Consider the following 25295-nt stretch of genomic DNA (forward strand, 5'->3'; position numbering starts at 1 on the left):
ACGCCGGGCAATTGCCCGCGCACAGCGCCTGCTGGGGGCGATCAATTCTCGAAAGCAAGGGCTGTCTTAGTTCGGGCATCACTACGGCACTGCCAGAACCGATTCGTGAAGAGCTTCCCTAAGGAGAACGTCAAGGCGCCTCACCCTGCACGGTCAGTCACTCGGATTGGAGCTTGTAGTTCAACTATTAAATGATCGGAAAGCATAATGAACGTCATATGTGAAAAAATAATAAAAATCATGGGCAAATTATTGCTTGCATTTACACTGCTCGCATCTAGCTCCACCCATGCCCAAGTGGATTTTCAGAACAATTGCATTGAAGGCGGCGCCTTTAATGGAAGCTACTGCAGCGTTCGCCCCGATGAGGTAACCCCATGGGTTTATGACGGCGGTGCGAGCATGAACGAGGCTGACTCTATTCAAAAGAGGATGAATGCGGTCGTGTACAGCAGTCCATATTACGGGCAAATGTGCAACATCCAGGTTGTAATGACGGATGAATACCCGCAATATTCACGGTTTTTAGAGGGGGATATATTATTTCAAGAGTGGAAATATTATGATATTAACTACGGCTGGCGAGATGACGAAGGTCGCTGCACATCGTACGGCCTTAAGGCGAACGGAGGAATATTTAAAAACCGGAACCTGATTTGTAAACACGGATGGCCATATTGGCTGGGTGATCCCGGTGGTTATACATGTCTTCACCCTTTGGCAAAGGCGCCCCCTTCACCTCCATCATGCCCAAAAACTGACTACGATTTAAATGTTCAAAACATCCAGGCTGGCAACCCGATATCTGTTTTGGCGCGTGAGAAGATCCAAAATTATAGTGATGTTATACCCCAAAATGCTCTCGATTTAGAATTTGTAAGAACATACAGAAGCTCAAGAGCACAGGGCAATTCTTTCTTGCAGACTCATAACTATGCCAACCCGCCAAGCCAGCCTCTCGGTGTCGGATGGACGCACAATCACAACATACATCTAGCTTTTACTTCGATTGCATCGAATTCTTCAAATGTAAATTTCTCTATTGCTCGAGTTCAGCTTGAAGACGGGGAGTTTAGCTACCTTTTCAGTCGCGATGGCAAGGCTTATAAATCTAGAGATTTTGGGTACAAATTAGTCTTGCTTGAAAACCAGGCTAACGGTGCAAAGTGGGAGATTGATAATACATCTCGAGGTGTTAAATATACTTTCAATGATGAAGGCAACGTCTTGCGAAAGACTTTTAGAAATGGCAACTACATTTCCTACGAATACACAGATAACCTTTTAACATTAGTAGCCAACAACTTCGGCAAACAGATCAGACTAGATTATAAAAATGGGAAGCTATCTAGACTCCGCTCATCTCAAGGTGAAATTGAATATTCTGTCAATGATGGGAAACTAGAAGCCGTTAAACTTCAAGATGGCACCGAGATAGGCTATCTATATTCGACTATCGATCAAAACGATTTTCTGGTCGGCGTCATTGATGAATCTGGAATCCGCATTGGATATTATGATTATGATTCGCAGGGATACATAAAAACGACGCGATCTGCTGACAATGCAAACCGCTATGATGTGGCGCACGATCCGAGCGGATATTCCTATGCCTCACTAACCACCCCGCTGGGTTCGCAGATTCGCTACGGGTATTCGATTCATGAAAACGACTATTACGTTACAAGTGTAAATAAGCATCCGCTGAGCACGCGTGATACTCCTATCTCAGGTGTAAACCTGAATGCAGGCATGATTTTAGGGTTCTACTCCCTTGTCAATTCTTCGGAAACAAAAATCAGTTGGGATTCTGAGCGTCGCTTGCCTTTAACCCTGACCGAAGCAGCAGGGCGATCGGAATCGCGTACCAGAACCACCACGTGGCACCAGCAGTTCCGCCTGCCCCTGACGGTGACCGAACCGGGCCGAGTCACCAGCTTCACCTACGACAGCGTAGGCAACGCCCTGTCCCAGGCCGTCACTGACAGCGCATCCGGCGTCGCGCGCACCACCAGCTGGAGCTATCACCCCTCAGGCCTTGTAGCCACCGAAACCGCGCCCAATGGAGCTGTGACCAGCTATGGCTATGACAGCGCAGGCAACCTCACCACCTCGACCAACAGCCTGGGTCAAACCGAGAGCTACACCCACGACGGCGCGGGTCGGGTGTTGACTCACACCGCCCCCACCGGCCTCGCGACCACCTACACCTACGACGCCCGCGGCCGCATGCTCACCATGAACCGGGGTGGCCTGAAGACCACACTCACCTACCGCCCCAGCGGGCAGGTGGCCACCGCCACACTGCCGCACGGCCATGTTGCAACTTACAGCTACGACGCAGCGCAGCGCCTTGTTGGCTGGAGCGGCAACCGGGGAGCGTCGGGCAGCTACGCACTGGACGCCATGGGCAACCGTACATCGGAAGAAGTCCGCAACGCCCAGGGCCAACTGGCCTGGAAGCTGGCGCGCAGCATCAACAGCCTGAACCGGGTGGCCAGCCTGCAAGTGGGCAGCGCGGGCGCCCCCACTACCTATGGCTATGACGCCAATGGCGACCTGACCAGTGCCACACAGACGCTGGCCAACAGCGCCCACACCACCAGCTTGTCCCTGGATGCCTTGCGCCGCGTCAAAGGGCTGACCGACGCGAACAATGCCAGTGCCGCACTCACTTACAACGGCCTGGACGACGTAACGCAAGCCAAGGACTTCAAGTCCGTCACCACCACCTACACCCGAGACGCCCTGGGCAACGCCCCCTCGGAGGCCAGCCCCGACAGCGGCACGCAAACCGCCACCTACGACGCCCTGGGCCTGCCCAAGCAAGTCACCGACGCGCTGGGCCGTGCCACCACCATCACGCGCGATGCGCTGGGACGGCCCACCGAGCTGCTGTACGCCGACGGCACCCGCACCACGCTGCGCTACGACTTGCCAGGCACCGCGTACAACGCCCCCGGCGCGCCGCAGGCCAGCGTGGGCTACCTGTCGGAAGTGCAGGACCCCACGGCCACCACCACCTTCCAGCGCGACATCCTGGGCCGCATCACCCGCAAAACGCAAGCGGTGACTGGCGGAAGCAGCGGCGCCACCGAAACCCGCAGCGTGGCCTACGCCTACCACCCCTCAGGCACCGCCGGCGCGGGTCTGCTGGCCAGCATCACCTACCCCAGCGGCAAGCAACTGGCCCATGTGTATGACAGCACCGGCCAGCTCACCGGCCTGCTGTGGAACGGCCAGCCCCTGGTCAGCGGCATCACCTGGAACCCGTTGGGCCAGCCCACCGGCTGGCAATGGCCCGGCTTTGTGCCCACCCCCGGCAGCTCCACGCCCCTGACCGAGCAGCGCACCTACACCGACGCCGGCCAGCTGGCCAGCACCGCGCTGCTGCAGCTCACCTGGGACGGCGCAGGCCGTGTCAGCGCCATCACCCAGCAGCACATGCTGCCCACCGCCAGCGCCACCGTGGCCCAGCAGGTGGGCCTGTCCAGCGCCTACACCTACGACCGCCTGGGCCGCCTCACGGCCAGCGCCCACAGCGCCCCGCCCGGCACGGCCCTGCCCACGGGCTGGAGCCTGAGCGATGTCATCGGCGCCAACAGCATGGGCTATGCCTATGACGCCAACGGCAACCGCACCCAGGCCTTCTACAGCACCACCACCCCGGCAGGCACCGCCACGCTGCAGCGCACGGTGCAAACCACCAGCGGCACCAACCGCATCAGCGGCTACACCCAGCTGAGCAAGCCCGCCGGCAGCTCCACCGGCCAGACCACCACCGTGGCCTATACGCTGGACGCCAGCGGCGCCTTGACCAAGAAGGGCGACTACCACCTGCACCAGTCTGCCCAGGGCCGCATCGCCAAATCCAGCGTGTATGCCGACCCTGCCGCCGCCCAGGCCGTGAGCTACACCTACAACGCCCTGGCCCAGCGCCTGCTCAAGCGCGATGCCCGTCTGTCCACGTCCACGCCCTTTACCGAGCATGCGGTGTATGCCGATGACGGCATCGGCTCCACCGTGCTGGGCCTGTACGGCAACCGGCGCAGCACCCACAGCGCCGCCCCTACCGGCGAGCCAGACAGCACCGAGGTCATCTACCTGCCCACCGCAGCAGGGCCCCTGCCCATTGCGGCGCAGATCAATGGGCGGCTGTATGCGATTGACAGCGACCACCTGAACACCCCCAGGCGCCTGACCAACACCCAGGGCCAGGTGGCCTGGCAGTGGCTGATCACGGGGTTTGGCGAGGTGCCGCCCACTCTGGGGGCCAAGGGCTATGCCGTCAACGGCATTGACAATGGCAAGGTGTACAGCGAGGCTGTGGCGTTCAACCTGCGCTACCCGGGGCAGCAGTGGGATGACGAGACGGGGCTGAGCTACAACCTCAATCGGTATTACGACCCGCAGGCGGGGAGGTACATCCAGAGTGATCCGATTGGGCTGGATGGGGGGTGGAACCGGTTTGGGTATGCCGAACAGAATCCACTTTTTTTTAGCGATCCAGATGGACTTCAGGCTCTACTGCGTTACGGCGGTTACAACCCAAATGACGTACGAGGAGGGTTTGACCGCCAAGGCATGAGTTTGGCGTACAACCCACATTTCTATAATCCTAGGAGGGCGTCCCAAATATTATTAACAGGCGCAATGCTTGTAGCGCCAGAGTTGCTACTAGCCGGGCGCACTGCGTGCACCGCAGCTGAAGCGACCGCCCTGTATCGGGCTGTTGGGCCAGAGGAGTTTACAGCCCTAATGAATAACGGGCGATTCGCGTTCGGACCGAACGGAAGCACGATGAAGCAGTTTGGATTTAAACTCGATGAAACTTTAAAATATGCGAATTGGGACACTCAATATGCCGCAATCATCCAAGTAAATTTACCAACAAATGCCTTGAAAAATTTTAACGTCACTTTTGGGCAAATTGATGCAAGCATTTTTCGAAGTGGCGTTTTGACGGTTGAAGGCCAGAGAGGCCTGGATATGCTGAACAAGGCTTTCATTTCAATAACGCATGCATATTGATATGCACCACATTACAGCAAAGATCAAGTTGTCTGAAAATTTTTCCAGACCCCACACGAACAATGGAATTAAGAGTGGCTACATGCCTCACCATAAGTTTTCTGGGGTTGAGGGAATCTTCAGCGGCAAGCATCAATATTCGGATGAGAACTATCACTTCCCGGGAGAAGAGTTAACTGTCAAGATCGGTTTTCCATCTTGGGAAAACCTACAAGGACGACTGCAGATCGGTGACACATTCGAACTTAGGGAGTTAAATGCGCTGGTGGGATTCGGGGAGATTTTGTCAATACAAAATTAATTTGTGAGTTCATAAATCAACTTCTTCGATTACTCCTTAATACACCGCTCAAACTAACTGCATTGCTCCACCGTGCTGGGCCTGTACGGCAACCGGCGCAGCACCCACAGCGCCGCCCCGGCAGGCGAGCCAGACAGCACGGAGGTCATCTACCTGCCCACCGCAGCAGGGCCCCTGCCCATTGCGGCGCAGATCAACGGGCGGCTGTATGCGATTGACAGCGACCACCTGAACACCCCCAGGCGGCTGACCAACACCCAGGGCCAGGTGGCCTGGCAGTGGCTGATCACGGGGTTTGGAGAGGTGCCGCCCACACTGGGGGCCAAGGGCTATGCCGTCAATGGCATTGACAATGGCAAGGTCTACAGCGAGGCTGTCACATTCAACCTGCGCTATCCGGGGCAGCAGTGGGATGAAGAGACGGGGTTGAGCTGCAACCTGAATCGGTATTACGACCCGGCAAGTGGGCGGTACATCCAGAGTGATCCCATCGGATTGCAAGGCGGGTGGAATCGGTTTGGGTATGTGGCGGGGAATCCGCTTAATGGGATTGATCCAGACGGACTCAATGCTGTAGCACTCGCCAACTGGGGCGCCAACCTCGTCATGCGCGGCTATGGCGCAGCGCAAGCGGCGTTATATCGCTACGCGCCCACACTGACTGAACTGGTGGCTGGGGCGTCAGGGGTCAACGGAGCTGTGGTCTCGCCGATGAGCCCGCTGGTAGCGCAGATTCCGACTACGGTTTCGCGCATCACACCTGTGGCCAAGGCCGTGGCTGAGGGGATTGAGTCGGGTGGGTTTTGCGCAGCAAGTGATGTTATTGCGGCAGCGAAGTATTTTGAAGGTACTCGGTACAGTGAACGCGTTTTAGGACAAATGAAGTCAGGTGACTTTCATGGATTTACACGTAGCGTTGAGGCGTTTTCTGAGTATGGGAGCGTATCAAGCGTCATTCAGCCAAGCACAGGCCTCTCAAAAGAGATGCTAACTATATCTGGATCATATCGGGGGATTGATGGCATATTTGAGTTCATTAAACATGAATCTGGAGTGATTTACCATCGTCTGTTTAGACCCAATTAAAAATGAGTAGCTCAATAAATTTTCCTGAAGAGTTTTTAGCTATCCTCCAACAAGAAGGTGTTTCTTTACAAAGTGAAGGGGTTAATGACATAGCGTTGCCATTGAATACTGCACTGCGCGCTATTGCCATCCTTCGTACTTCCCGTGTCGCAACTATAGGCGGTGAGGTTTGGGAGAGAGTGGGAGATAGATTCAAGCCGACTTATGATGGATGGACCAACGAAAGAGAGGATAGGATCGGCGAGAGCGAGTATATTGATTCTTCTCTAAATGCCGCCGAAAAGGTTGTTGCGTTTTATTCTTCACGTGGTGGCGACTTTTACATTGCATTTGGGATTTAGTCGGCCTTCGACTCATAAAGAGCAAAAGGTCCCCTGCAAGCGGCAGCATCCTTAGCGAGTCCGGGGGCTCAACCTGGGCGCCGACCTGCCGCCGCCCAGGCCGTGAGCTACACCTACAACGCCCTGGCCCAGCGTCTGCTCAAGCGCGATGCCCGCCTGTCCACGTCCACGCCCTTCACCGAGCATGCGGTGTATGCCGATGACGGCATCGGCTCCACCGTGCTGGGCCTGTACGGCAACCGGCGCAGCACCCATAGCGCCGCCCTGGCCGGCGAGCCAGACAGCACCGAGGTCCTCTGCCCACCGCCAGCGGGCCTTGCGCGTGGCGGCGCAGACCAGCGGCATGCGCGGCTTGTCTGCCTTCTTTTCTGACAGCGACCACAGCCGTATGCGTACGCCTGCACTGACACGGCAGAGGCGCCCCCACTCGCCCGAACCCGGCCCAGCACTCCAATAATGGCCGGATGAACACTTCTTCATCCTCTACAGCCACTTCTTCGTCCCTCGCCGCCCGCGTTCCCTCCCCCCGCCCCCGCATCGTCATCATCGGCTGCGGCTTTGGCGGCCTGGAGGCCGCCCGCGCGTTGCGCAGCGCGGCGGTGGATGTGACGCTGGTGGACCGCACCAACCACCACCTGTTCCAGCCGCTGCTGTACCAGGTGGCCACCGCCGGGTTGTCGGCGCCGGCGATTGCGGCGCCGGTGCGGCATTTGTTTCGGGCGCAGCGCAATGTGACGGTGCTGCTGGGCGAGGTGACGCGCATTGACGTGGCCGCGCGGGCGGTGCATTTGCAGGATGGGCTGGCGCTGCCGTATGACCACCTGATCGTGGCGGCGGGGGCGGCGCACAGCTATTTTGGGCACGACGAGTGGGCGCCGTTTGCGCCGGGGCTCAAGACGCTGGACGACGCGTTTGAGATTCGCGGGCGGATTCTGCTGGCGTTTGAGGCGGCCGAGAAGGAGCCCGATCCCGCGCGCCGCGCGCAGTGGCTGACGTTTGTGGTGATTGGCGGGGGGCCCACGGGCGTGGAGATGGCGGGCACGCTGGCCGAGATCGCGCGGCACACGCTGCCGGGGGAGTTTCGCAACATTGACCCGGCCGCTGCGCGCGTGATTTTGCTGGAGGGGGGCGACCGCATTTTGCAGGCCATGCCGCCAGCCCTGAGCCAGCGCGCGAAGGAGCAGCTGGAAAAGCTGGGGGTGGATGTGCGGCTGAACGCGCGGGTGACAGCAATTGACGACCAGGGCCTCACGGTGCAGACGCCGGCAGCGCCGACGGGGGGCGGCAACCGTAGCAGCGGTGACAAGGCGGAAGGGGGCGACACCACCACCTATTCCATCCAAAGCCAGTGCGTGATCTGGGGCGCGGGCGTGGCGGCGTCCAAGCTGGGGCGGCAGCTGGCCGACAGCACCCAGGCCAGTGGTGGCGCGGTGGACCGCGCGGGCCGCGTGGTGGTGCAGCCCGACCTGAGCCTGCCAGGGCACCCCGAGATCAGCGTGATTGGCGACCTGGCCGCCGCCAAGAGCCATGTGCCGGGGCGCGAGCCGACGCCCGTGCCGGGGGTGTCGCCCGCGGCGAAGCAGATGGGGCGGGCGGCGGCGGCCAACATTTTGCGGCGGCTGGCGGGGCGCGGCACCGAGCCGTTTCGCTACCGCGACTACGGCAATCTGGCCACGATCGGCCGCAACTCGGCCGTGGTGGACCTGGCATCGCCCGTGGGGCCGGTGCGGTTTTCAGGATACTTTGCGTGGCTGTTCTGGCTGTTTGCGCACGTGTTCTTTTTGATCGGATTTCGCAACCGGCTGGTGGTGTTGCTGGACTGGGGCTGGGCGTACTGGACGTTTGCGCGCCACGCGCGGGTGGTGACGGGGATTGCGGCCGAGCCGGTGAAGGAAGGCGCTTCGGCCAGCGAGGTGGTGGCGGAAGTGATGGCCGATCAAGAGTCCTCAGCAGGGGCTGCTGAGCCAGGGCGTCCGGCGACGCAGCAGGGCGGCTGAGCGGCGAGCGGTGCTGCCAACCGGGGTGTGCAGAGTCGGCATTAACACTGCCCCAATCCGTTCACGCTGAGCCTGTCGAAGCGCCGCGCGAGGCAGGCACGCTCGCTGGAGCGGGTGCTCAGTTTCTGGACGGTGTTGACTCAGCAGGCCCTGCATATGCCAGCGCCGTGCACGGCTTCGACAGGCTCAGCCCGAGCGGGTGGGGGGCACAGGCAGATCGATGAAACACCGAGCCCAACAGCATCGGCGACTCCAACAAAGCCAACGACACTCACGCCCCTCGCCCTACCTCCGCGCTGGCGCCACTTGGTCCAGCCACGTATCCAGCTCCATTGCCACCTGCGTGGATGCCTCGGCCAGCGCGGTCACGCCACCGGGGGCGTCGGCGCTGCGGGCGGGCACGCGGGCCACAAACACGCGCTGGCCGCGCAGTGATTCGCCGGCCGGCAGCACGTCCACCAGGGTGGCGCGCACGCGCACCACGCCGGCGCTGTCGGTGGGGCTGGCGAAAAGGTGGCTGAACTCCTCCAGCTCGATGCGCAGCACAGGCGGCAGGCGGCCGCCCTGTTCGGTGTTGCGGGCCTGGGCGCTGCCGTAGTCGGGGCGCAGGATGGGGCGGCGCTGGCCCAGCTGCTCACGCAGGCGCTGCTGCAGCAACTGGGCGGGGGGCTGGCTCCAGCGGGCTTGGCTGTAGGGGCGCAGCTGCTGGGGGCCGTTGTAGGCCAGGCGGTACAGCACGGCGTTGCTGCCTTCGGTGAGGCCGGGCGCTTCGATGTCGTCCAGCGTGAGCGGGGGCAAGGAGGCGGCGGTAGCAGTGGCACTAGCGGCGGGTGCCGCGGGGCCAGGGCCGAAGTCGTACAGCGCGGGGCGGGTGGGCGGCTCGGGCAGGGCCGAGCAGCCGGCCAGCACCAGGGCGGCAGCAGAAAATTTCAAGCCAAATAGGGCTCTAGCGCTTATCCAGCAAGCGCTGGCAGCTATGTTTTCGATAGTTTTCATGGGCACTTCTCACTCCTGTCAGCAGTGCTGTGTTTACCGGCTGCCGGCCGCAAAGCCGGGTTCGCCCGGGCCGGGCGGGATGCGGCCCGAGCCGTAGATGAACAGCTGCGGGTTGTCGGACACGCCGCCCGCCGTGCGGCTGAGCTGGCGCGCGGCGCGCGAGGTGTCGTCGGCTGCGCGGTTCAGGCGCGGCAGGGTGGTGGCGCCGAACTGGTCGGCCGCGCGCGCCAGGGCCTGGGTGCCCACAGTGATCTGGTCGATGGCGCCGCCCTCGGCCGTGAGGCGGCGGGTGGTCTGGCTGAAGTCGCTGGCCAGGGTCGTGACGCTGTCGCCGGCCTGGCGCAGGGCCTGCAGGGTCTGGCGCGCTTCGCCGGCCAGGGGCGGCAGTGCGGCCAGGGCCGGGTCCAGGCGCTGGGTCAGCGTGGTGTCGAGCTTTTGCGTAAGGGCGTTCACGCTGCCGGCGGCTTCGCCGATGTTGCCCAGCGCCTGGGTGAGCAGCTGCTGGTTGTTGTCGCCCAGCAGCTGGTTGATGCGGCGCGTGGCTTCTTCCACCTGGGTGAGGATGGCGGGGGCCTGCTCGGCCAGCTTGCCGAAGGGCGAGGGTTTGAGGGGCAAGCGCGGCAGGCCGCTGGGGCCGGGGGGCAGTTCGGGGTAGGGTTGCTCGGCGTCGTCCAACTGCACATGGGCCAGGCCGGTGACGCCCTGGTAGCCCAGCACGGCAAAGGTGGTGGGCGTGATGGGCGCCTGGTCGCTGACTGCAATGCGGATGAGCACATTGCCGTTGACCTGCGGGTCAAACCCGATGCGCGTGACCTTGCCCACGGCCACGCCCTTGTAGCGCACGGTGGCCTGGGGCTGCAGGCCGCTGACGCCGTCTTTGGTGGACAGCTCGTAGCTTTGGTAGTTGGCGTTGTCGCGCGTGAGCCAGATGGCCAGGCCCGCCAGCATGGCGGCGACCACCAGCACGAAGATGCCTGCGGCGAGGGCGTGGGATTTGTTTTCCATCAGGGGGTTTCCTTTTGCGGCGTGGGCGCGCCTGCGGGGTGCGCAGCGGTCTGCGCGGCGGGTTGTACCGGGGCCATGGCGCGCTGGCCTCGTTCGCCCAGAAAGAAGTGCTCGATGAACGGGTGCTTGAAGCGCGCCACCTCGTGCGGCGGGCCGGTGACGATGACTTTCTTATCGGCCAGCACGGCCACGCGGGTGCTGAGGGCAAACAGCGTGTCCAGGTCGTGCGTGACCATGATGACGGTGAGGCCCAGCGATGCGCGCAGCTCGCGCAGCAGCGCGCAGAACTCGTCGGCGCTGTTGGGGTCGAGGCCTGCGGTGGGCTCGTCCAACAGCAGCAGCGGCGGGTCCATGATGAGGGCGCGCGCCAGCGCCACGCGCTTGACCATGCCGCCCGACAGATCCGCCGGCATGCGCGTGGCGTGCTCGGGTTTGAGGCCCACCATCTGCAGCTTGACCAGGGCCGCGTCGCGCACCAGGTCGTCGGGCAGCGTGCCCTGCTCGCGCAGCGCAAAAGCCACGTTGTCGAGCACATTGAAGGCCGAGAACAGCGCGCCATGCTGGAACAACATGCCCACGCGGCTGGCCGCGCCCTCGCGCCCCATCTCCGACGCGGGCCGCCCCAGCACCGTGACACTGCCGCGCGCCGGCCGCGCCAGGCCCAGGATCTGCCGCAAGAGCACCGTCTTGCCCGTGCCCGATCCGCCCACCAGCGACAGCATCTCGCCGCGCTGCACGGTGAAGTTCAGGTCCTGGTGCACGGTGAAGGTCTCCGCGCCCTTGCCGAACTGGGTCCACAGGCCCTGCACGTCCACGATGGGCGGCTCGCCCGGCGCCACGGCGATGTGCTCGGGTTGGGCGATGCGTTCTGTCATATGCCTATGTTTTTGAAAGCGACGGCAAACAGGGCGTCCACGATGATCACCATCGTGATGGACGTGACCACAGACGCCGTGGTGCCCTCGCCCAGGCTTTGCGTGTTGGGCTTGACGCGCAGGCCCCAGTGGCAGCCGATGAGGGCGATGAAGGCGCCAAACACCACCGACTTGGCCATGGCCAGGCCCAGGTTGCCGATCTTCACGGCGGCGGGCAGGGCCTGCACGAAGTAGGCGGGGGAGATGTCCATGGCGATGTCGGCCGCCAGCATGCCGCCCGCCAGCGCGGCCAGCGTGGTCCACACGCTGATGAGCGGCATGGCCAGCGCCAGGGCAATGGTGCGGGGCATGACCAGGCGAAAGCTGTGCGGAATGCCCATGACGCGCATCGCGTCCAGCTCTTCCGTCACCCGCATCACGCCGATCTGCGCGGTGATGGCCGAGCCTGAACGCCCCGCCACCAAAATGGCCGCCAGCATGGGGCCCAGCTCGCGGATGAGCGAGATGCCCAGGATGTTGACGATGAACGACTCGGCCCCGAACTGGCGCAGTTGCAGGCTCATCAGGTAGGCCAGCACCACGCCGATCAAGAAACCCACCAGCGCGGTGATGGGCAGCGCCGTGGCGCCCATGCGGTACAGGTGGCCCGACACATCGCGCCAGGGCCCGCGCTGCGGCGCGCGTGCCAGTCGCAGCAGGTCCAGCGCCAGCTGCCCCACCATCTGCAGCATGTGGCGGGCGTGGTCCACCCCGTGCAGCACCAGCACGCCCAACTTGTCCACGTCGTCGGCCAGGCGCCATGGGGTGGGTGCGGGCGGGGTGGTGGTGAACTGGGCCACGCGCTCCAGCATGTCGCGCTGGCCGTCGGTGCAGGCCAGTTGCGCAGGCCAGGCGTGCTGCCAGTGGTTCCACAGCAGCTGGGCGCCTACGTGGTCCAGCCACTGCAGCTCGCGCAGGTCCCACGCCAGGGCGGGCGCTGCGGCGTGCTCGGTCAACTGGGCCGACACCGACTTCCAATGCGCGCGGTTGCCCAGCTCCGCCGCGCCCCAGCGCCCATGCAGCTGCGCACACGGTCCCTGGGACGTGTCGGTGCGGACGATGCGAGGTGTGTGGTCGGTCATGAACAGGGCGGCGCGCGTGCCGCCAGCGAAGCCCCTGCGCGGGGGAAAGGAGTGCCGGGGCGAGCGTGCATGGTAGCGGAGCCCCGTGGCGCCAAGCCGTCAGACAACCGCCCGCCAAGCCCGCCCGCCAAGCACAAGCCGGACGCCGCAGCATGTAATTATTATCAAAACAGCCTCCAGCGCAATACCAACAAGCGCCAACAGCTATTAAAAATGTAGCAATCCGGGGTTCGCCTATCGACACTGCTTGTGCGATTTGCACAATGGGCCGCAACGCCCACAGTCCCGTGCGGCGCTTTGCACCCTTGTCCCTGCAAGTTTGTTTCACACCAGAGCGCCCCCTGCAGCCATGAGCGACACCACGTTTGACACCATCATCATTGGCGGCGGCACGGCTGGCGCCCTGCTGTGCAACCGCCTGAGCGCTGACAGCCGCCACCGCGTGCTGCTGATCGAGGCCGGCCGCAAGGACGACTACCACTGGATCCACATCCCCGTGGGGTATCTGTATTGCATCGGCAACCCGCGCACCGACTGGCTGTACACCACCGAACCCGACGTGGGCCTGAACGGGCGCACGCTGCGCTACCCGCGCGGCAAGACGCTGGGCGGCTGCAGCAGCATCAACGGCATGATCTACATGCGCGGCCAGGCGCGCGACTACGACCAGTGGGCCGAGCTGACCGGCGATGCCAGCTGGCGCTGGGACAACGCCCTGCCCTACTTCCGCCGCCATGAGGACCACTGGCGCCTGGACCAGCCCGGCAGCGCAAGCGAAAACTTTGAGCGCCTTCACGGCAACAAGGCCACCGGCAGCACGGGCGAGTGGCGGGTAGAAAAGCAGCGCCTGCGCTGGGACATCCTGGACGCGTTCGCGCAGGCCGCGCAGCAGGCGGGCATCCCCGCCACCGACGACTTCAACGGCGGCAGCAACGAAGGTGTGGGTTATTTCGAGGTCAACCAGAAAAACGGCTGGCGTTGGAACACGGCCAAGGCGTTCTTGCGGCCCACCTGCAGCAGCCGCCCCAACTTCACGATGTGGACCAGCACCCAGGCCACGCAGTTGATCATCGAGACGCAGCCCGACGGCAGCCAGCGCTGCACCGGCGTGCGGGTGTGGAACGGCCGCGAGATGGTGACGGCCCATGCGCGGTCTGAAGTCATCCTGAGCGCGGGTGCCATCAACTCGCCGCAGCTGTTGCAGCTGTCGGGCATCGGCCCCGCCGCGCTGCTGCGCCAGCACGGTGTGGAGGTGAAGGTGGACTTGCCCGGCGTGGGCGCCAACCTCCAGGACCACCTGCAGATCCGTGCCGTGTTCAAAGTGGGCAATGTGCCCACGCTCAACACGCTGGCCAGTTCGCTGTGGGGCAAGGCGCGCATCGGACTGGAATACGCGGCCAAGCGCAGCGGGCCCATGAGCATGGCGCCGTCGCAGCTGGGCGCCTTCACGCGCAGCAGCCCCGACCAGCCTTACCCCAACATCGAATACCACGTGCAGCCGCTGTCGCTGGACGCGTTTGGCGAGCCGCTGCACAGCTTTCCGGCCTTCACGGCCAGCGTGTGCAACCTCAACCCCACCAGCCGGGGCACGGTGCACATCAAAAGCGCGGATTTCAAGGCGGCCCCGGCCATTGCGCCCAACTACCTGAGCACGCCCGAAGACCGCCAGGTGGCCGCCGACAGCCTGCGCGTCACGCGGCGCATCGTCGCCCAGCCCGCGCTGGCCAAGTACCAGCCCGAGGAATGGAAGCCCGGCGTGCAGTTTGAAAGCGATGAAGACCTGGCCCGCCTGGCGGGCGACATTGCCACCACCATTTTTCACCCCGTGGGCACTACGAAGATGGGGCGGGTTGATGACCCCACGGCGGTGCTGGACGCGCAATTGCGCGTGCGCGACGGGCGCGGCGGCGTGGTGGCGGGCCTGCGCGTGGTGGACGCGGGCGCCATGCCCACCATCACCAGCGGCAATACCAATTCGCCCACGCTGATGATGGCGGAGAAGGCGGCGGAGTGGATCTTGCAGGCGCGCGAGCGGGCGCAGGGCTGACGCGTAAGTAGCCTTTAGCGAATGCCGCCCACGTAGCGCGGCAGCTCCGGCTGCGCGGGGGCTGCTGCGGCCGGGGGCGGCGGCGCAACGCGCTGGCGCACGGCCTGCGCGGCCACGTCCAGCAGCGGCCGGCGCGCTGCCGCTGCGGCGGGCGCGGCATGCAGCACGTGGTCCAGCCGGTCGGCCCATTCGGCCAGCTCGGGCGCGTTGTCTTCCACCGCGTGCTGGCGTGCAAACCGCACGATTTCGCGCGCGTAGTCAGCGTTCACTGCCATCCACTCGGTATCGGTCACGCGCCCCGTCTTGCGCCGCAGCAGCACATGCAGGTGGGCGGCAACGGCCAGGGTGTCGGAATCGGGCATGGGCAACTCCTTAAGGCATTTCGGTCATCCGAGAACCACGCCATCCACCCGTCGTGGCAGAGGCACGGCCCAGGCCAGTGCCACCGTGGCGCTGGCCTGGGCCGTGCCACGGGTGGCGCCCCCCGCGGGGCTGAGATACCGCGGCTCCAAGCCTGTCTGCGCAGCCTTGGACGGCATCAAAGAGCTGTCGCCTCTGGCGGCAGCACCCAGCGGGTTTCGGCTCAGGGTGGGTTGCGTTCATCCCAGGCGCTCACGGTGCTGGGCAATGTCGAGCCCCGTCTGTTCACTCTGCTCATCCACCCGCAGGCCCATCGCAAAGTCGGTGATCCACAGCAGCACTCCCGTGGCCACCAGGCTGTACGCCATGACCGCCGCCACCCCAATGGCCTGCGTGAGCAGGCTGCCGTCGGCGCCGCCCACGCTCTTGCTGGCCAGCACGCCGGTGAGCAGCGACCCCACAATGCCTCCAATGCCGTGCACGCCGAACACATCCAGCGAATCGTCCGCACGCAGCAGGCGCTTGAGGCCCGTGGCGCCCCAATAGCACGCCAGGCCCGCCACCAGGCCAATGACCACGGCCGAGCGCAGCGTGACAAACCCGGCAGCAGGCGTGATGGCCACGAGCCCCGCCACCAGCCCGGAGCACAGCCCCAGCAGCGACGGGCGCCCGCGCACCACCCATTCGCCCAGCATCCATGCCACCGCGCCCGCAGCCGCCGCTACGTGCGTCACGGCCATGGCCAGCCCGGCCCGGCCATCGGCCGCTACGGCCGAGCCCGCGTTGAAACCAAACCAACCCACCCACAGCAGGCCTGCACCCGCCATGGTGAGCGCCAGGCTGTAGGGCTCGAACGGCTCGCGCCCATAGCCGGTGCGGCGCCCCAGAAACCACGCACACACCAGCCCGGCCACGCCCGCATTCACGTGCACCACCGAGCCACCAGCGAAATCCAGCGCCCCCAGCTGCGCCAGCCAGCCGCCGGGCTCCCACACCCAGTGGGCCACCGGGGCATACACCAGCAAAGTCCACAGGCTGATGAAGACCAGCAGCGCGCCGAAGCGCATGCGCTCCACGAACGCACCTACCAACAGCGCGGCAGTGATGATGGCAAAGGTGAGCTGGAAGAGTGCGTACACCGATTCGGGAATATGCGGAGCCACGTGGCTCACGGCCACCTTGCCTGCGCCCAGCTGGAAGTCCATCCCCGTGAAGCCCATGCGCTCGGCGCCTCCCAGCCAGGCGCTGCCGGGCGTGAACGCGAGCGAATAGCCCGCCGCAAACCACAGCAGGCTGACCAGGGCCGCAATGACCACCACGCTGGCCATGGTGTTCAGCACATTCTTCTTGCGCACCATGCCCGCGTAGAACAGTGCGATGCCGGGCAGTGTCATCAGCAGCACCAGGGCGGTGGAGGTCATCATCCAAGCGGTATCTGCCGCGTTGATCGCGTCCAGCGGCACCAGGCCCGGACGGCTCAGCGGCGCCGCGCCCGTCGCCGGGGCCTGGGCCTGGGCCAGTGCACTGGCCCAGGGAGCCAAACCCAGGCCCATCAGGCCCCACCACACACCCGCAACACACCGCCGGTTGACTGCCCGCATGGACGCTCCCTTTCGCAATTTGTTACAGGCGCGTTGCACGAGCCATGCCAGCCCCAGCCCCCGCGCTGGAGCGCGCAGGGGCGTCGAATGCACCGCAGTCGCCGCCTGTGCGCCCCACAAAGGGGGCGGGAAACCCCCAATGCACCAGCGGGGTGCAGCCGTTACATTGGCGGCACTCGAAAGCGCGCTTCGGTGTGCCAAGCGAGGGGCCCGAGGAGACATCCTTTCTACCAATAATCAATTTTCAAGCACCCAACGAGGTGCATATTTTTTCCAGGCGCTGGCGATCCCAGCGCCTTTTTCTTGCCCGAACGGCGGACCGGCGCGCAGCAGTCGGCCCCCCAAAGATGTCCATCCGCGCAGAAAAACTGATAGCACTCCGGGTGCGACAATCCTGCGCATGGAATGGATTTTTATCACCCTGGCTTCGCTGCTGGCAGGGTTTGTGGATGCGATCGTGGGCGGCGGCGGGCTGGTGATGGTGCCGGCGCTTTTTGCGGCCTTTCCGGGGGCCGCGCCGGCCACGCTGCTGGGCACCAACAAGGCCGCGTCGGTGTGGGGCACGGCCATGGCCACCTGGCAGTACAGCCGCCGGGTGCAGATCCGCTGGCGCGCCATGCTGCCAGCGGCGACGGCGGGGTTTGCCGGCTCCTTTGCCGGCGCCTGGGCCGTGACGGTGATGTCGGCAGACTTTTTGCGCAAGCTGCTGCCGCTGGTGCTGCTGGGTGTGCTGGTCTACACGCTGGCCAAGAAGGAGCTGGGCCGGCACCACACACCGCGGTTTGCGGGGCGCACCGAAGTGGTGGCCGCCTGCCTCATTGGCGTGCTCATCGGCTTTTACGACGGGTTCTTCGGCCCCGGCACGGGCAGCTTCTTCGTGTTTCTGTTTGTGCGGCTGCTGGGCTATGACTTTCTGAACGCATCGGCGTCGGCGAAACTGCTCAACTGCGCCACCAACATTGCGGCCATCGTGCTGTTTGCGGCCAAGGGCCATGTGTGGTGGCACTTTGCGGTGACGCTCGCGGTGGCCAACGTGGTGGGCAGCCTGCTGGGCACGCACATGGCGCTCAAACACGGCACAGGCTTTGTGCGCGGCATTTTCATTCTGGTGGTCAGCACGCTGATCCTGAAGACGGGCTACGACGCGTTCTTGCGCTGACCCCGTCGCGCCCCCGCCCCAGGGTTCCCTCAACTTCGGGGAACGTGCCTAAAACCTGTTGTGAATTGGCCCACAAGCGCGTTTTGGGGGCTGTCGGCACTGTCAAGGAAAAAGTTCACAACTTTATAATCGTGTCCATTTGATGACGGCAGGCTTCGCCATTGGCGATGACCCCATGTCCCTTTACCCCCGCCTCCGGCCTGCTTACCCGCATGCCGGATTTTTTGTACCTGAAATACCCCGTACAGGACCCGACCCATGAAATTGTTCAAGGCTGTTGCCACCGCCCTCGCGCTCTGCGCCGCATTTGCCGCCCAGTCACGCTCGCTGGACGAGGTCAAGAAGGACGGCAAGATTCTTATCGCCACTGAAGGGCAGTTCGCTCCGTTCAATTTCTTCAACGGCACCACGCTGACGGGTTTTGAAGTGGAAGTGGCCGAACTGGTGGCCAAGAAGATGGGCCTGACCATCCAGTGGAAGACGCTGGGCTTCGACGCCCTGCTGACCGGCCTGCGCCAGGACCGCTGGGACTTGGTGATCGCCTCGCACGGCATCACCGAAGAGCGCGCCAAGGCCGTCACCTTCACCGAGCCGCACTACTGCTCCGGCGGCATGATCATCGCCATGGACCCCGCCATCAAGAGCGCCAATGACCTGGCTGGCAAGGTGGTCGCCGTGCAGACCGGCACCAGCTACCTCGAGAACGTGCAGAAAGTCTCGTCCATCAAGGAAATGAAGAACTTTCCCACCGACGTGGATGCGCGCAGCGCGCTGAACTCGCGCCGCGTGGACGCCTGGGTGACCGACCGCTTCGTGGCCAAGGCCGTGGCCGAGAAGAACCCCGGCGCGGGCTTCAAGCTGGGCGACATGCTGTTCATCGAGCGCATTGCTGCCGCCGTGGCCAAGGGCAACAGCTCGCTGGCCGCTGGCTGGAACAAGGCTTTGGCCGAAGTCATGGCCGATGGCAGCTACGCCGCACTGTCCAAGAAGTATTTCAACGAAGACGTTCGCTGCACGAACTGAAGCGCCCCAGCTCACTGACCGGGGTACTTTTTCATCATGCTCCTTGCCCTTTGGCCCGAGCGCTGGTCTCGCCAGCAGCGCAGCAACGCCACGCTCGTCTCCGCCGTCATCCTGATGGTTCTGGCGCTGGCCTTGCTGGGCAAGCTCCTGTCCTTTCTGCCCGACCCGATTGGCCCCAACGCGCAAGCGTTCTCTGACGGCGCGCGCACCACGCTGTGGCTCACGCTGATCAGCGGCAGCGTGGGGCTGGTGCTGGGCACGGCCGCGGCGCTGGCACGCACGTCGCGCTGGGCGGCGGTGCGCTGGGTGGCCAGCTTCTACATCTGGGTAATTCGCGGCACGCCGCTGTTGGTGCAGATCCTGTTTGTGTACTTTGCGCTGCCCGTGCTGGTGCCCGGGCTCAACCTGCCGGACTTTGCCGCCGCCGTGCTGGCCCTGGGCCTGAACGTGGGCGCGTACAACGCCGAGGCCATCCGCGCCGGCCTTCTGGCGGTGCCGCGCGGGCAGACCGAGGCGGCCAAGGCCCTGGGCCTGGGCCGGGTGCATGTGTTCGTGGACGTGGTGTTTCCGCAGGCGTTCAAGATCTCGCTGCCGCCACTGGTGAGCAACTTCGTCGCACTGCTCAAGGACTCGTCGCTGGCTTACGCCATCGGCGTGGTGGAACTGACCAATGTGGGCAACCGCATCCAGTCGGCCACCTTCCAGCCCATTGCCACACTGTCCACAGTGGCCATTACCTACCTGCTGCTCACCACGCTGGTCACGCAGATCAGCAACGCGGTGGAGTACCGGTTTGACGTGGAAGGGCGCAGCAAATGAGCCCGGCTTCCACGCCCTTCATTGTGGTGGACCGTGTGTGCAAGTCGTTTGGCGCACACCAGGTGCTCAAGGACGTTTCAACGCAGTTCAACACGGGCGAGGTGACGGTGATCATCGGCGCCTCGGGCTCGGGCAAAAGCACCTTGCTGCGCGCCATCAACCGGCTGGAGCCGCACGACAGCGGCACCATCACCATCGGCGGCGAACCCGTGGGCGACGACCCGCACCTGCTGCAAAAGCAGCGCAGCGAAGTGGGCATGGTGTTCCAGCAGTTCAACCTGTTCGGCCACATGAGCGTGCTGGACAACGTGACGCTGGCGCCACGCCGCATCCGCCGCACGCCCCGCGCGCAGGCCAATGAGCAGGCGCTGGCGCTGCTCACCCGCGTTGGCATGCAGGCCCATGCGCACAAGTACCCGTGGCAGTTGTCGGGCGGGCAGCAGCAGCGGGTGGCCATTGCACGCGCCCTGGCCATGCAGCCCCAGGTGATGCTGTTTGACGAGCCCACCAGCGCACTGGACCCCGAGATGGTGCAGGAGGTGCTCGACGTAATGCGCGAACTGGCCCGCGGCGGCATGACCATGATCGTGGTAACCCACGAGATGGGCTTTGCCCGCGAGGTGGCCGACCGCGTGATGTTCTTCGACCAGGGCCGCATCGCGCACGATGCGCCGCCGCAAGAGTTTTTTGCCAACCCCGCCAACGACCGAATCCGTGCCTTCATTGGCCGGATGGCCAGTTAGTGTGCTGTCCCGCAAATAACTGCACATGAAATCGCGTCCTCACCCCCAGGGTTGCGTTGCAAATCCTCGCGATAGCCACGGCTATCACTTCGGGTTGTGCCTTGCCCTGGTCGCGATGCCATCGATTTCATTTCGTGCAGCTATTTACGGGACAGCACACTAGAGAGGCTGAGCCACCACACCGCCCCCCGCATCCGAACGCCTGAGATCCAGGCCCGGCGCACCACAACACAAAGAGCCCCTACCGGAGTGACCATGAAAAAACTGAACCACACGTTCCTTGCCTTGATGGCCGCCGGCCTGTGCAGCCTGCCACCCGCAGCCTTTGCACAGACCGCCAAGGATTTCGAAGACATGCGCAACGAGCTCAAGGCCCTGCGCGCTGAACTCAATGCGCTCAAGGCCCAGCAAGCCCAGACGCCGGCCGCACCCGCTGCGTCGGCATCGGCCTGGAACGACCGCATCGAGGCAGTGGAGCTCAAGCAGAAGGACGCCGTGGTGCTGGGCGACATCCCTGGCAGCTTCCGCCTGCCGGGCAGCGAGACGTCGATCCGCGTGTACGGCTATGCAGAGGCCAACATGGTGAAAGACTTCAAGGGCACAGCCCCGGGCGACACCTTCACCAACCTCATGGAACAGCCCCTGGGCGATACGCGCAATGGCAAGACCAGCCTGACGGCGCAAACCTCGCGCTTCGGATTTGAAACCTCCACCCCCACGGGCATCGGCACCTTCAACACCAAGATCGAGGCCGACTTCTATGCCTACTGCGGCAGCGAGTGCAACCGCAACCGCCTGCGCCTGCGTCACGCTTATGGCGAATACGCCGGCTGGCTGATCGGCCAGACCTGGTCCACCTTCATGGACGTGGACAACCTGCCCGAGACGGTGGACTTCAACGGCCCGCCCGGCGCCACCTTTCGCCGCCCTGCCCAGGTGCGCTACACCTACAACAACCCCGACCTGGCCAAGTTCCAGTTCGCCATCGAAGAACCTACCGACGGCGCCAAGGGCCCCAACCTGGTGGCCCGCGTGGACAAGGGCTTTGACTGGGGCAACCTCAACGCCCGCATGATGTCGCACGAGCAGCGCATCGACGGTGCGTCCAAGCGCGGCGTGGGCTTTGGCCTGGGCGCGGGCTACAAGCTGACCGGCACGGCCACGCTGATGGCGCAGTACACGCGCCTGGACGGCGACGGCGACGGCGCGTACCTGGTGGGCGCCAACTACCCCGTGCTGGACGGCGGCACGGTGCGCCTGGACAAGTCGCACGGCGTGGTGCTGGGCCTGACCAACGCGTTCAACGACAAGCTGCGCGCCACGGTGTCGCTGGGCATGGTGCGCTCGCGCCACAAGCTGGGGGATGCGTACGTAAACGCCTACGGCGCCGAGGGCAACCACAAGCTGTACCAGTGGCACGCTGGCATGTACTACCTGCCCATTCCCAACGTGGAACTGGGCAGCGAGTTGATCGGCGGCCGCCGCACCACGTTTGACGGCCAGCGCGGCGACATGCTGCGCCTGAACCTCCAGGCGCGCTACCTGTTCAATTGAGATGCAGCTACCGGGGCGCCATGCGCCCTCACCCCCTCCCCCATGCGCTTTGCGCTTTGCGCTCAGGGACGGGGATGCCACGGGTGGGCTGGCAAAGCCGGGATCACGGTGGCGCTTGCCGGGGCCGTGACCATGCAATAGCTGCATGTGGCGCGTAAGCCGCTGACCACAAGAACATTCGCAAACGGCTGGCCGGGAAACCGATCAGCCCTTTCTTATTTTGGAGCCTATGAAACCCGAACGTCTGGGCTTGGTCGCCCTGCTGGCCGTGACCGTGGTGTGGGGCACGACCTTCCCGGCCATGAAGCTGCTGTCGGCTCACCTTGATGCGCTGCAGATCATCTGGCTGCGCTTCGTGATCGCACTTCTGGTGCTGACGCCCCTGTGGTGGGGCATGCGCAGTGCCGAGCGCCGCTGGGGCTGTGCGCTGGGCTTGCTGCTGTTCATCGCGTTCTGGCTGCAGATCGAGGGCCTGGCGCGCACCAGCAGCAACCGCAACGCGTTTGTGACCGGGCTCAGCGTGTTGGTGGTGCCGCTGATCGCCATGGCGGTGCTGGGTCGGCGCTATGGCTGGCAGCTGTGGGCAGCCTGCGCCATGGCGTGCACAGGCATGGCGCTGATGTTCCACGAAAACGAGCCCTGGAACCTGGGCGATACGCTGACGCTGGGTAGCACGGTGTTCTACGCGGTCTACATCCTGGCGCTGGAGGAATGCGCGCGCCGCACGGCTGCCTTGCCCCTGCGCGCCACACGCATGGCGGCGGCGCAGGCCAGCATGATGGCGCTGGCGTCCACAGTGCTGCTGCTGGTGCAAGGCGCTGGGCCGGAAGGCAGCGGCCTGAGCGCGCTGCCCCCCGTGCTGCAGCAGCTACCCGCAGCGGCCTGGGTGGCTTTGGTGTACCTGGGCCTGCTGGCCAGCGTGGTGGTGGTGACGTTGCAGGCCTGGGGCCAGCAGCGGGTGGATGCCATGCGCAGCGCCATCGTGTTCGGGCTGGAGCCAGTGTTTGCGGCGCTCACGGCCTGGGTGCTGTTGGGCGAGCGGCTGGGGCTGGCAGGGGTCAGTGGCGCGGCGCTGATCGTGGCGGCGCTGGTGTTCAGCCAGCTGCAGCCTGCGGTCCGCCCGGCGGCGGCAGCGCAGGCCTGATGAAGCGCGGTCGTCCCCAGATCCGGTCAGCGCTCAAGAATATCAGTCAAAAGAGGCTCTAGCGCTTATCCTTCAAGCGCTAACAGCTATTATTTTTATAGCATATGCGAACGGCAGCACACGCTCAGGGCGCCAGCAGGGGCACGTCTGCCACGGCACGGGGCTTGCCGATGGGGGCAGCGGCCTGGCCCTTTTGCACTGCGGCGATGTCCTCGTCACTGGGGTACTCACCCAGCAACCAATAGTCGAACACGCGGCGCGCAATGGGCGCGGCGTGGGCAGCGCCAAAACCGGCGTTTTCCACGATCACCGCCAGCGCAATCCGTGGCTCGTCGGCTGGCGCATAGGCCATGTACAGCGCGTGGTCGCGCTGGTGCTCCTGCAGCTTGGAGGCGTTGTATTTGTCCTTCTGGCCAATGGTCACGGCCTGTGCCGTGCCCGTCTTGCCCGCAGACAGGTACTTGGCCCCGGCAAACACGCGGGTGGAAGTGCCCTCCTGCGTCACGCCCACCAGCGCGCGGCGCACCACGGCCACATTCTCCGGCTTGTAACCCAGGTCGACCGGAGGTTCGGGCGTGATGGCGCGGCGCTCGCGCGTGACGGCGTCCATGGTGGCGATGGCCAGGTGCGGCTTGTGCCGCACGCCCGAGTTGGCCAGCGTGGCCGTGGCGTGGGCCAGCTGCAGCATGGTGAAGGTGTTGTAGCCCTGGCCGATGCCCAGCGAAATGGTTTCGCCCGCATACCATTTTTTCTGCTCGGGCCGGCGGTAGGCGTTGCGCTTCCACTCCTGGCTGGGCAGCACGCCGCGCAACTCGCCATTCAGGTCGATGCCGGTGATCTGGCCGAAGCCCAGGGGCTTCATGAAGTCGTGCATCAGGTCCACGCCCATATCGTTAGCCAGCGCGTAGTAGTAGACGTTGCTCGACTTGACGATGCTGCGGTGCATGTCCACCGGGCCCAGGCCGTGGTCGCCGTGGCTGCGGAAGGTGTGGCCGCCAAAGGTCCAGGAGCCGTTGTCCTGCGTGATGGCCGAGGCCGTGCGCTTGCCCGTCTCCAGCGCCGCCAACGCCATGAAGGGCTTGTAGGTGGAGCCGGGCGGGTAGGTGCCGCGCAGGGCACGGTTCAGCAGCGGTTTGTCCAGCGACTCGTTCAGCGCCGTCCAGTTCTCCACGTCGATGCCTTCGACGAACAGGTTGGGGTCGAACGTGGGCTTGCTCACCAGGGCCAGCACCTCGCCGCTGCGTGGGTCGATGGCCACCAGAGCGCCGCGCCGTTCGCCGAACAGATCCTCGATCATCTTCTGCAACTTGATGTCCAGCGACAGCACCACGCTGTCGCCCGGTGTGGCGGCATGGCTGGAGAGTTTGCGCACCGCGCGCCCGCCGGCCGAGGTTTCCATCTGCTCCACGCCGGTGGCGCCATGCAGCGCGGACTCAAAACTTTGCTCAATGCCCAGCTTGCCGATGTATTCGGTTCCCCGGTAGTTGGCCTCGTCGTCCGAATCCTGGATGCGTGCCTTTTCGGCTTGGTTGATGCGGCCGATGTAGCCGATGGCGTGGCTGGCCACGTCGCCCAGTGGGTAGTTGCGGAACAGCCGCGCCTTGATGTCCACGCCCGGGAAGCGGTAGCGCTGGGCGGTAAAGCGGGCCACCTCTTCGTCGGTCAGCCGCGTGCGGATGGGCAGGGATTCAAAGTTGCGCGATTCTTCCATGAGCCGCTTGAAGCGGCGCCGGTCGCGGGTCTGGATCTCGACCACTTTAGACAGCTCGTCGATGGTGTCGTCCAGCGAACCCGCGCGGGACGGCGTGATCTCCAGCGTGTAGGCCGAGTAGTTGGTGGCCAGCACAACGCCGTTGCGGTCCAGGATGAGCCCGCGATTGGGCACGATGGGCACCACGGCCGTGCGGTTGCTTTCGGCCTGCGCGGCCAGGTCGTCGTGCCGTACCACCTGCAGGAACACCAGCCGCGCCACCACCAGCCCGAAGGCGATGAACACGACCGCGCCGATGATCAGCGCGCGCATCCGGAAGCGGAACGCTTCGGCCTCGCTACTGCGCAGTTCGGTCATCTCAGTTTTCCACGCCACTGTGCG

At 64.2% G+C, this 25295-nt stretch carries 21 protein-coding genes; 13 read left to right on the forward strand and 8 right to left on the reverse strand.

Going from position 1 to position 25295, the window contains the following annotated elements:
- Window positions 1-1911: 1911 nt before the first annotated feature.
- From ACK4HJ_RS18015 to ACK4HJ_RS18040, 6 genes are all read left to right on the forward strand, one after another.
- A complete protein-coding gene (locus ACK4HJ_RS18015; protein ID WP_409834121.1) occupies window positions 1912-5031 on the forward strand; it encodes an RHS repeat-associated core domain-containing protein in 3120 nt (1039 codons plus the stop codon).
- Between the two features lies 1 nt (window position 5032).
- Window positions 5033-5332, forward strand: coding sequence for a hypothetical protein (locus ACK4HJ_RS18020; RefSeq protein WP_409834123.1), 300 nt, complete (start codon window positions 5033-5035; stop codon window positions 5330-5332).
- 72 nt (window positions 5333-5404) lie between these two features.
- Entirely contained in the window at window positions 5405-6418 is a 1014-nt protein-coding gene (locus ACK4HJ_RS18025; protein ID WP_409834125.1) for an RHS repeat-associated core domain-containing protein, read from the forward strand.
- Window positions 6419-6420: 2 nt separating this feature from the next.
- Complete coding sequence (locus tag ACK4HJ_RS18030; RefSeq protein ID WP_409834126.1) at window positions 6421-6759, forward strand: hypothetical protein; 339 nt, start codon at window positions 6421-6423, stop codon at window positions 6757-6759.
- 102 nt (window positions 6760-6861) lie between these two features.
- Window positions 6862-7131, forward strand: a complete 270-nt coding sequence (locus ACK4HJ_RS18035; RefSeq protein ID WP_409834128.1) for a hypothetical protein — start codon at window positions 6862-6864, stop codon at window positions 7129-7131.
- A 92-nt stretch (window positions 7132-7223) separates the two neighbouring features.
- A complete protein-coding gene (locus ACK4HJ_RS18040; RefSeq protein ID WP_409834130.1) occupies window positions 7224-8756 on the forward strand; it encodes an NAD(P)/FAD-dependent oxidoreductase in 1533 nt (510 codons plus the stop codon).
- Between the two features lie 285 nt (window positions 8757-9041).
- On the opposite strand, the gene ACK4HJ_RS18045 is transcribed toward ACK4HJ_RS18040, so the two are convergent.
- The 4 genes from ACK4HJ_RS18045 to ACK4HJ_RS18060 are packed head-to-tail and all read right to left on the reverse strand — an operon-like array spanning window position 9042 to window position 12753.
- Window positions 9042-9752: an ABC-type transport auxiliary lipoprotein family protein gene (locus ACK4HJ_RS18045; protein ID WP_409834131.1), complete on the reverse strand. Its 711-nt coding sequence runs from the start codon at window positions 9750-9752 to the stop codon at window positions 9042-9044.
- Between the two features lie 33 nt (window positions 9753-9785).
- Entirely contained in the window at window positions 9786-10757 is a 972-nt protein-coding gene (locus ACK4HJ_RS18050; RefSeq protein ID WP_409834132.1) for an MlaD family protein, read from the reverse strand.
- Window positions 10757-11632, reverse strand: a complete 876-nt coding sequence (locus tag ACK4HJ_RS18055; RefSeq protein WP_409834134.1) for an ABC transporter ATP-binding protein — start codon at window positions 11630-11632, stop codon at window positions 10757-10759. The genes ACK4HJ_RS18050 and ACK4HJ_RS18055 overlap by 1 nt, the downstream gene beginning before the upstream one ends.
- The gene (locus ACK4HJ_RS18060; RefSeq protein ID WP_409834136.1) at window positions 11629-12753 is read right to left on the reverse strand and encodes an MlaE family ABC transporter permease; all 1125 of its coding nucleotides are present in this window, start codon (window positions 12751-12753) and stop codon (window positions 11629-11631) included. Before ACK4HJ_RS18060 ends, ACK4HJ_RS18055 begins: the two co-directional genes overlap by 4 nt.
- Before the next feature lie 349 nt (window positions 12754-13102).
- Here ACK4HJ_RS18060 and ACK4HJ_RS18065 point away from each other — a divergent pair, with 349 nt between their 5' ends.
- Complete coding sequence (locus ACK4HJ_RS18065; RefSeq protein ID WP_409834138.1) at window positions 13103-14800, forward strand: GMC family oxidoreductase; 1698 nt, start codon at window positions 13103-13105, stop codon at window positions 14798-14800.
- 14 nt (window positions 14801-14814) lie between these two features.
- Here ACK4HJ_RS18065 and ACK4HJ_RS18070 read toward each other — a convergent pair whose 3' ends face one another.
- The 3 genes from ACK4HJ_RS18070 to ACK4HJ_RS18080 are packed head-to-tail and all read right to left on the reverse strand — an operon-like array spanning window position 14815 to window position 16713.
- Complete coding sequence (locus tag ACK4HJ_RS18070; RefSeq protein ID WP_409834139.1) at window positions 14815-15162, reverse strand: hypothetical protein; 348 nt, start codon at window positions 15160-15162, stop codon at window positions 14815-14817.
- A gap of 24 nt (window positions 15163-15186) precedes the next feature.
- The gene (locus ACK4HJ_RS18075; protein WP_409834141.1) at window positions 15187-15339 is read right to left on the reverse strand and encodes a hypothetical protein; all 153 of its coding nucleotides are present in this window, start codon (window positions 15337-15339) and stop codon (window positions 15187-15189) included.
- A 60-nt stretch (window positions 15340-15399) separates the two neighbouring features.
- Complete coding sequence (locus tag ACK4HJ_RS18080) at window positions 15400-16713, reverse strand: ammonium transporter (RefSeq protein ID WP_409834248.1); 1314 nt, start codon at window positions 16711-16713, stop codon at window positions 15400-15402.
- Between the two features lie 448 nt (window positions 16714-17161).
- Here ACK4HJ_RS18080 and ACK4HJ_RS18085 point away from each other — a divergent pair, with 448 nt between their 5' ends.
- The 6 genes from ACK4HJ_RS18085 to ACK4HJ_RS18110 all read left to right on the forward strand — a co-directional run bounded on the left by ACK4HJ_RS18085 (window position 17162) and on the right by ACK4HJ_RS18110 (window position 23203).
- Entirely contained in the window at window positions 17162-17920 is a 759-nt protein-coding gene (locus ACK4HJ_RS18085; RefSeq protein ID WP_409834143.1) for a sulfite exporter TauE/SafE family protein, read from the forward strand.
- Between the two features lie 258 nt (window positions 17921-18178).
- Window positions 18179-18943, forward strand: a complete 765-nt coding sequence (locus ACK4HJ_RS18090; RefSeq protein WP_409834145.1) for an ABC transporter substrate-binding protein — start codon at window positions 18179-18181, stop codon at window positions 18941-18943.
- A gap of 36 nt (window positions 18944-18979) precedes the next feature.
- Complete coding sequence (locus ACK4HJ_RS18095) at window positions 18980-19762, forward strand: amino acid ABC transporter permease (protein WP_409834147.1); 783 nt, start codon at window positions 18980-18982, stop codon at window positions 19760-19762.
- Window positions 19759-20505 carry an amino acid ABC transporter ATP-binding protein gene (locus ACK4HJ_RS18100; protein WP_409834149.1) on the forward strand — a complete coding sequence of 249 codons (747 nt, stop codon included), beginning with the start codon at window positions 19759-19761 and terminating at the stop codon, window positions 20503-20505. The genes ACK4HJ_RS18095 and ACK4HJ_RS18100 overlap by 4 nt, the downstream gene beginning before the upstream one ends.
- Before the next feature lie 255 nt (window positions 20506-20760).
- Window positions 20761-22059: a DcaP family trimeric outer membrane transporter gene (locus ACK4HJ_RS18105; RefSeq protein WP_409834151.1), complete on the forward strand. Its 1299-nt coding sequence runs from the start codon at window positions 20761-20763 to the stop codon at window positions 22057-22059.
- 229 nt (window positions 22060-22288) lie between these two features.
- Window positions 22289-23203 (forward strand): DMT family transporter, encoded by a 915-nt coding sequence (locus tag ACK4HJ_RS18110; protein WP_409834153.1) that lies wholly within the window; start codon window positions 22289-22291, stop codon window positions 23201-23203.
- Window positions 23204-23327: 124 nt separating this feature from the next.
- Here the strand turns inward: ACK4HJ_RS18110 and mrdA are convergent, their stop codons facing one another.
- Entirely contained in the window at window positions 23328-25271 is a 1944-nt protein-coding gene (gene mrdA / locus ACK4HJ_RS18115; RefSeq protein WP_409834155.1) for a penicillin-binding protein 2, read from the reverse strand.
- Between the last annotated feature and the right edge of the window lie 24 nt (window positions 25272-25295).

The organism is Acidovorax sp. (assembly GCF_046294525.1).
In the GTDB taxonomy this organism is placed as follows: Bacteria; Pseudomonadota; Gammaproteobacteria; order Burkholderiales; family Burkholderiaceae_C; genus Acidovorax.

Coding starts and splice junctions, on each gene's coding strand:
- ACK4HJ_RS18050 (WP_409834132.1), bottom strand. CDS start 10,757: ATGGAAAACAAATCCCACGCCCTCGCCGCAGGCATCTTCGTGCTGGTG.
- ACK4HJ_RS18055 (WP_409834134.1), bottom strand. CDS start 11,632: ATGACAGAACGCATCGCCCAACCCGAGCACATCGCCGTGGCGCCGGGC.
- mrdA (WP_409834155.1), bottom strand. CDS start 25,271: ATGACCGAACTGCGCAGTAGCGAGGCCGAAGCGTTCCGCTTCCGGATG.
- ACK4HJ_RS18090 (WP_409834145.1), top strand. CDS start 18,179: ATGAAATTGTTCAAGGCTGTTGCCACCGCCCTCGCGCTCTGCGCCGCA.
- ACK4HJ_RS18070 (WP_409834139.1), bottom strand. CDS start 15,162: ATGCCCGATTCCGACACCCTGGCCGTTGCCGCCCACCTGCATGTGCTG.
- ACK4HJ_RS18095 (WP_409834147.1), top strand. CDS start 18,980: ATGCTCCTTGCCCTTTGGCCCGAGCGCTGGTCTCGCCAGCAGCGCAGC.
- ACK4HJ_RS18040 (WP_409834130.1), top strand. CDS start 7,224: ATGAACACTTCTTCATCCTCTACAGCCACTTCTTCGTCCCTCGCCGCC.
- ACK4HJ_RS18080 (WP_409834248.1), bottom strand. CDS start 16,713: ATGGGCCTGGGTTTGGCTCCCTGGGCCAGTGCACTGGCCCAGGCCCAG.
- ACK4HJ_RS18085 (WP_409834143.1), top strand. CDS start 17,162: ATGGAATGGATTTTTATCACCCTGGCTTCGCTGCTGGCAGGGTTTGTG.
- ACK4HJ_RS18075 (WP_409834141.1), bottom strand. CDS start 15,339: ATGCCGTCCAAGGCTGCGCAGACAGGCTTGGAGCCGCGGTATCTCAGC.
- ACK4HJ_RS18110 (WP_409834153.1), top strand. CDS start 22,289: ATGAAACCCGAACGTCTGGGCTTGGTCGCCCTGCTGGCCGTGACCGTG.
- ACK4HJ_RS18045 (WP_409834131.1), bottom strand. CDS start 9,752: ATGAAAACTATCGAAAACATAGCTGCCAGCGCTTGCTGGATAAGCGCT.
- ACK4HJ_RS18020 (WP_409834123.1), top strand. CDS start 5,033: ATGCACCACATTACAGCAAAGATCAAGTTGTCTGAAAATTTTTCCAGA.
- ACK4HJ_RS18065 (WP_409834138.1), top strand. CDS start 13,103: ATGAGCGACACCACGTTTGACACCATCATCATTGGCGGCGGCACGGCT.
- ACK4HJ_RS18060 (WP_409834136.1), bottom strand. CDS start 12,753: ATGACCGACCACACACCTCGCATCGTCCGCACCGACACGTCCCAGGGA.
- ACK4HJ_RS18030 (WP_409834126.1), top strand. CDS start 6,421: ATGAGTAGCTCAATAAATTTTCCTGAAGAGTTTTTAGCTATCCTCCAA.
- ACK4HJ_RS18100 (WP_409834149.1), top strand. CDS start 19,759: ATGAGCCCGGCTTCCACGCCCTTCATTGTGGTGGACCGTGTGTGCAAG.
- ACK4HJ_RS18105 (WP_409834151.1), top strand. CDS start 20,761: ATGAAAAAACTGAACCACACGTTCCTTGCCTTGATGGCCGCCGGCCTG.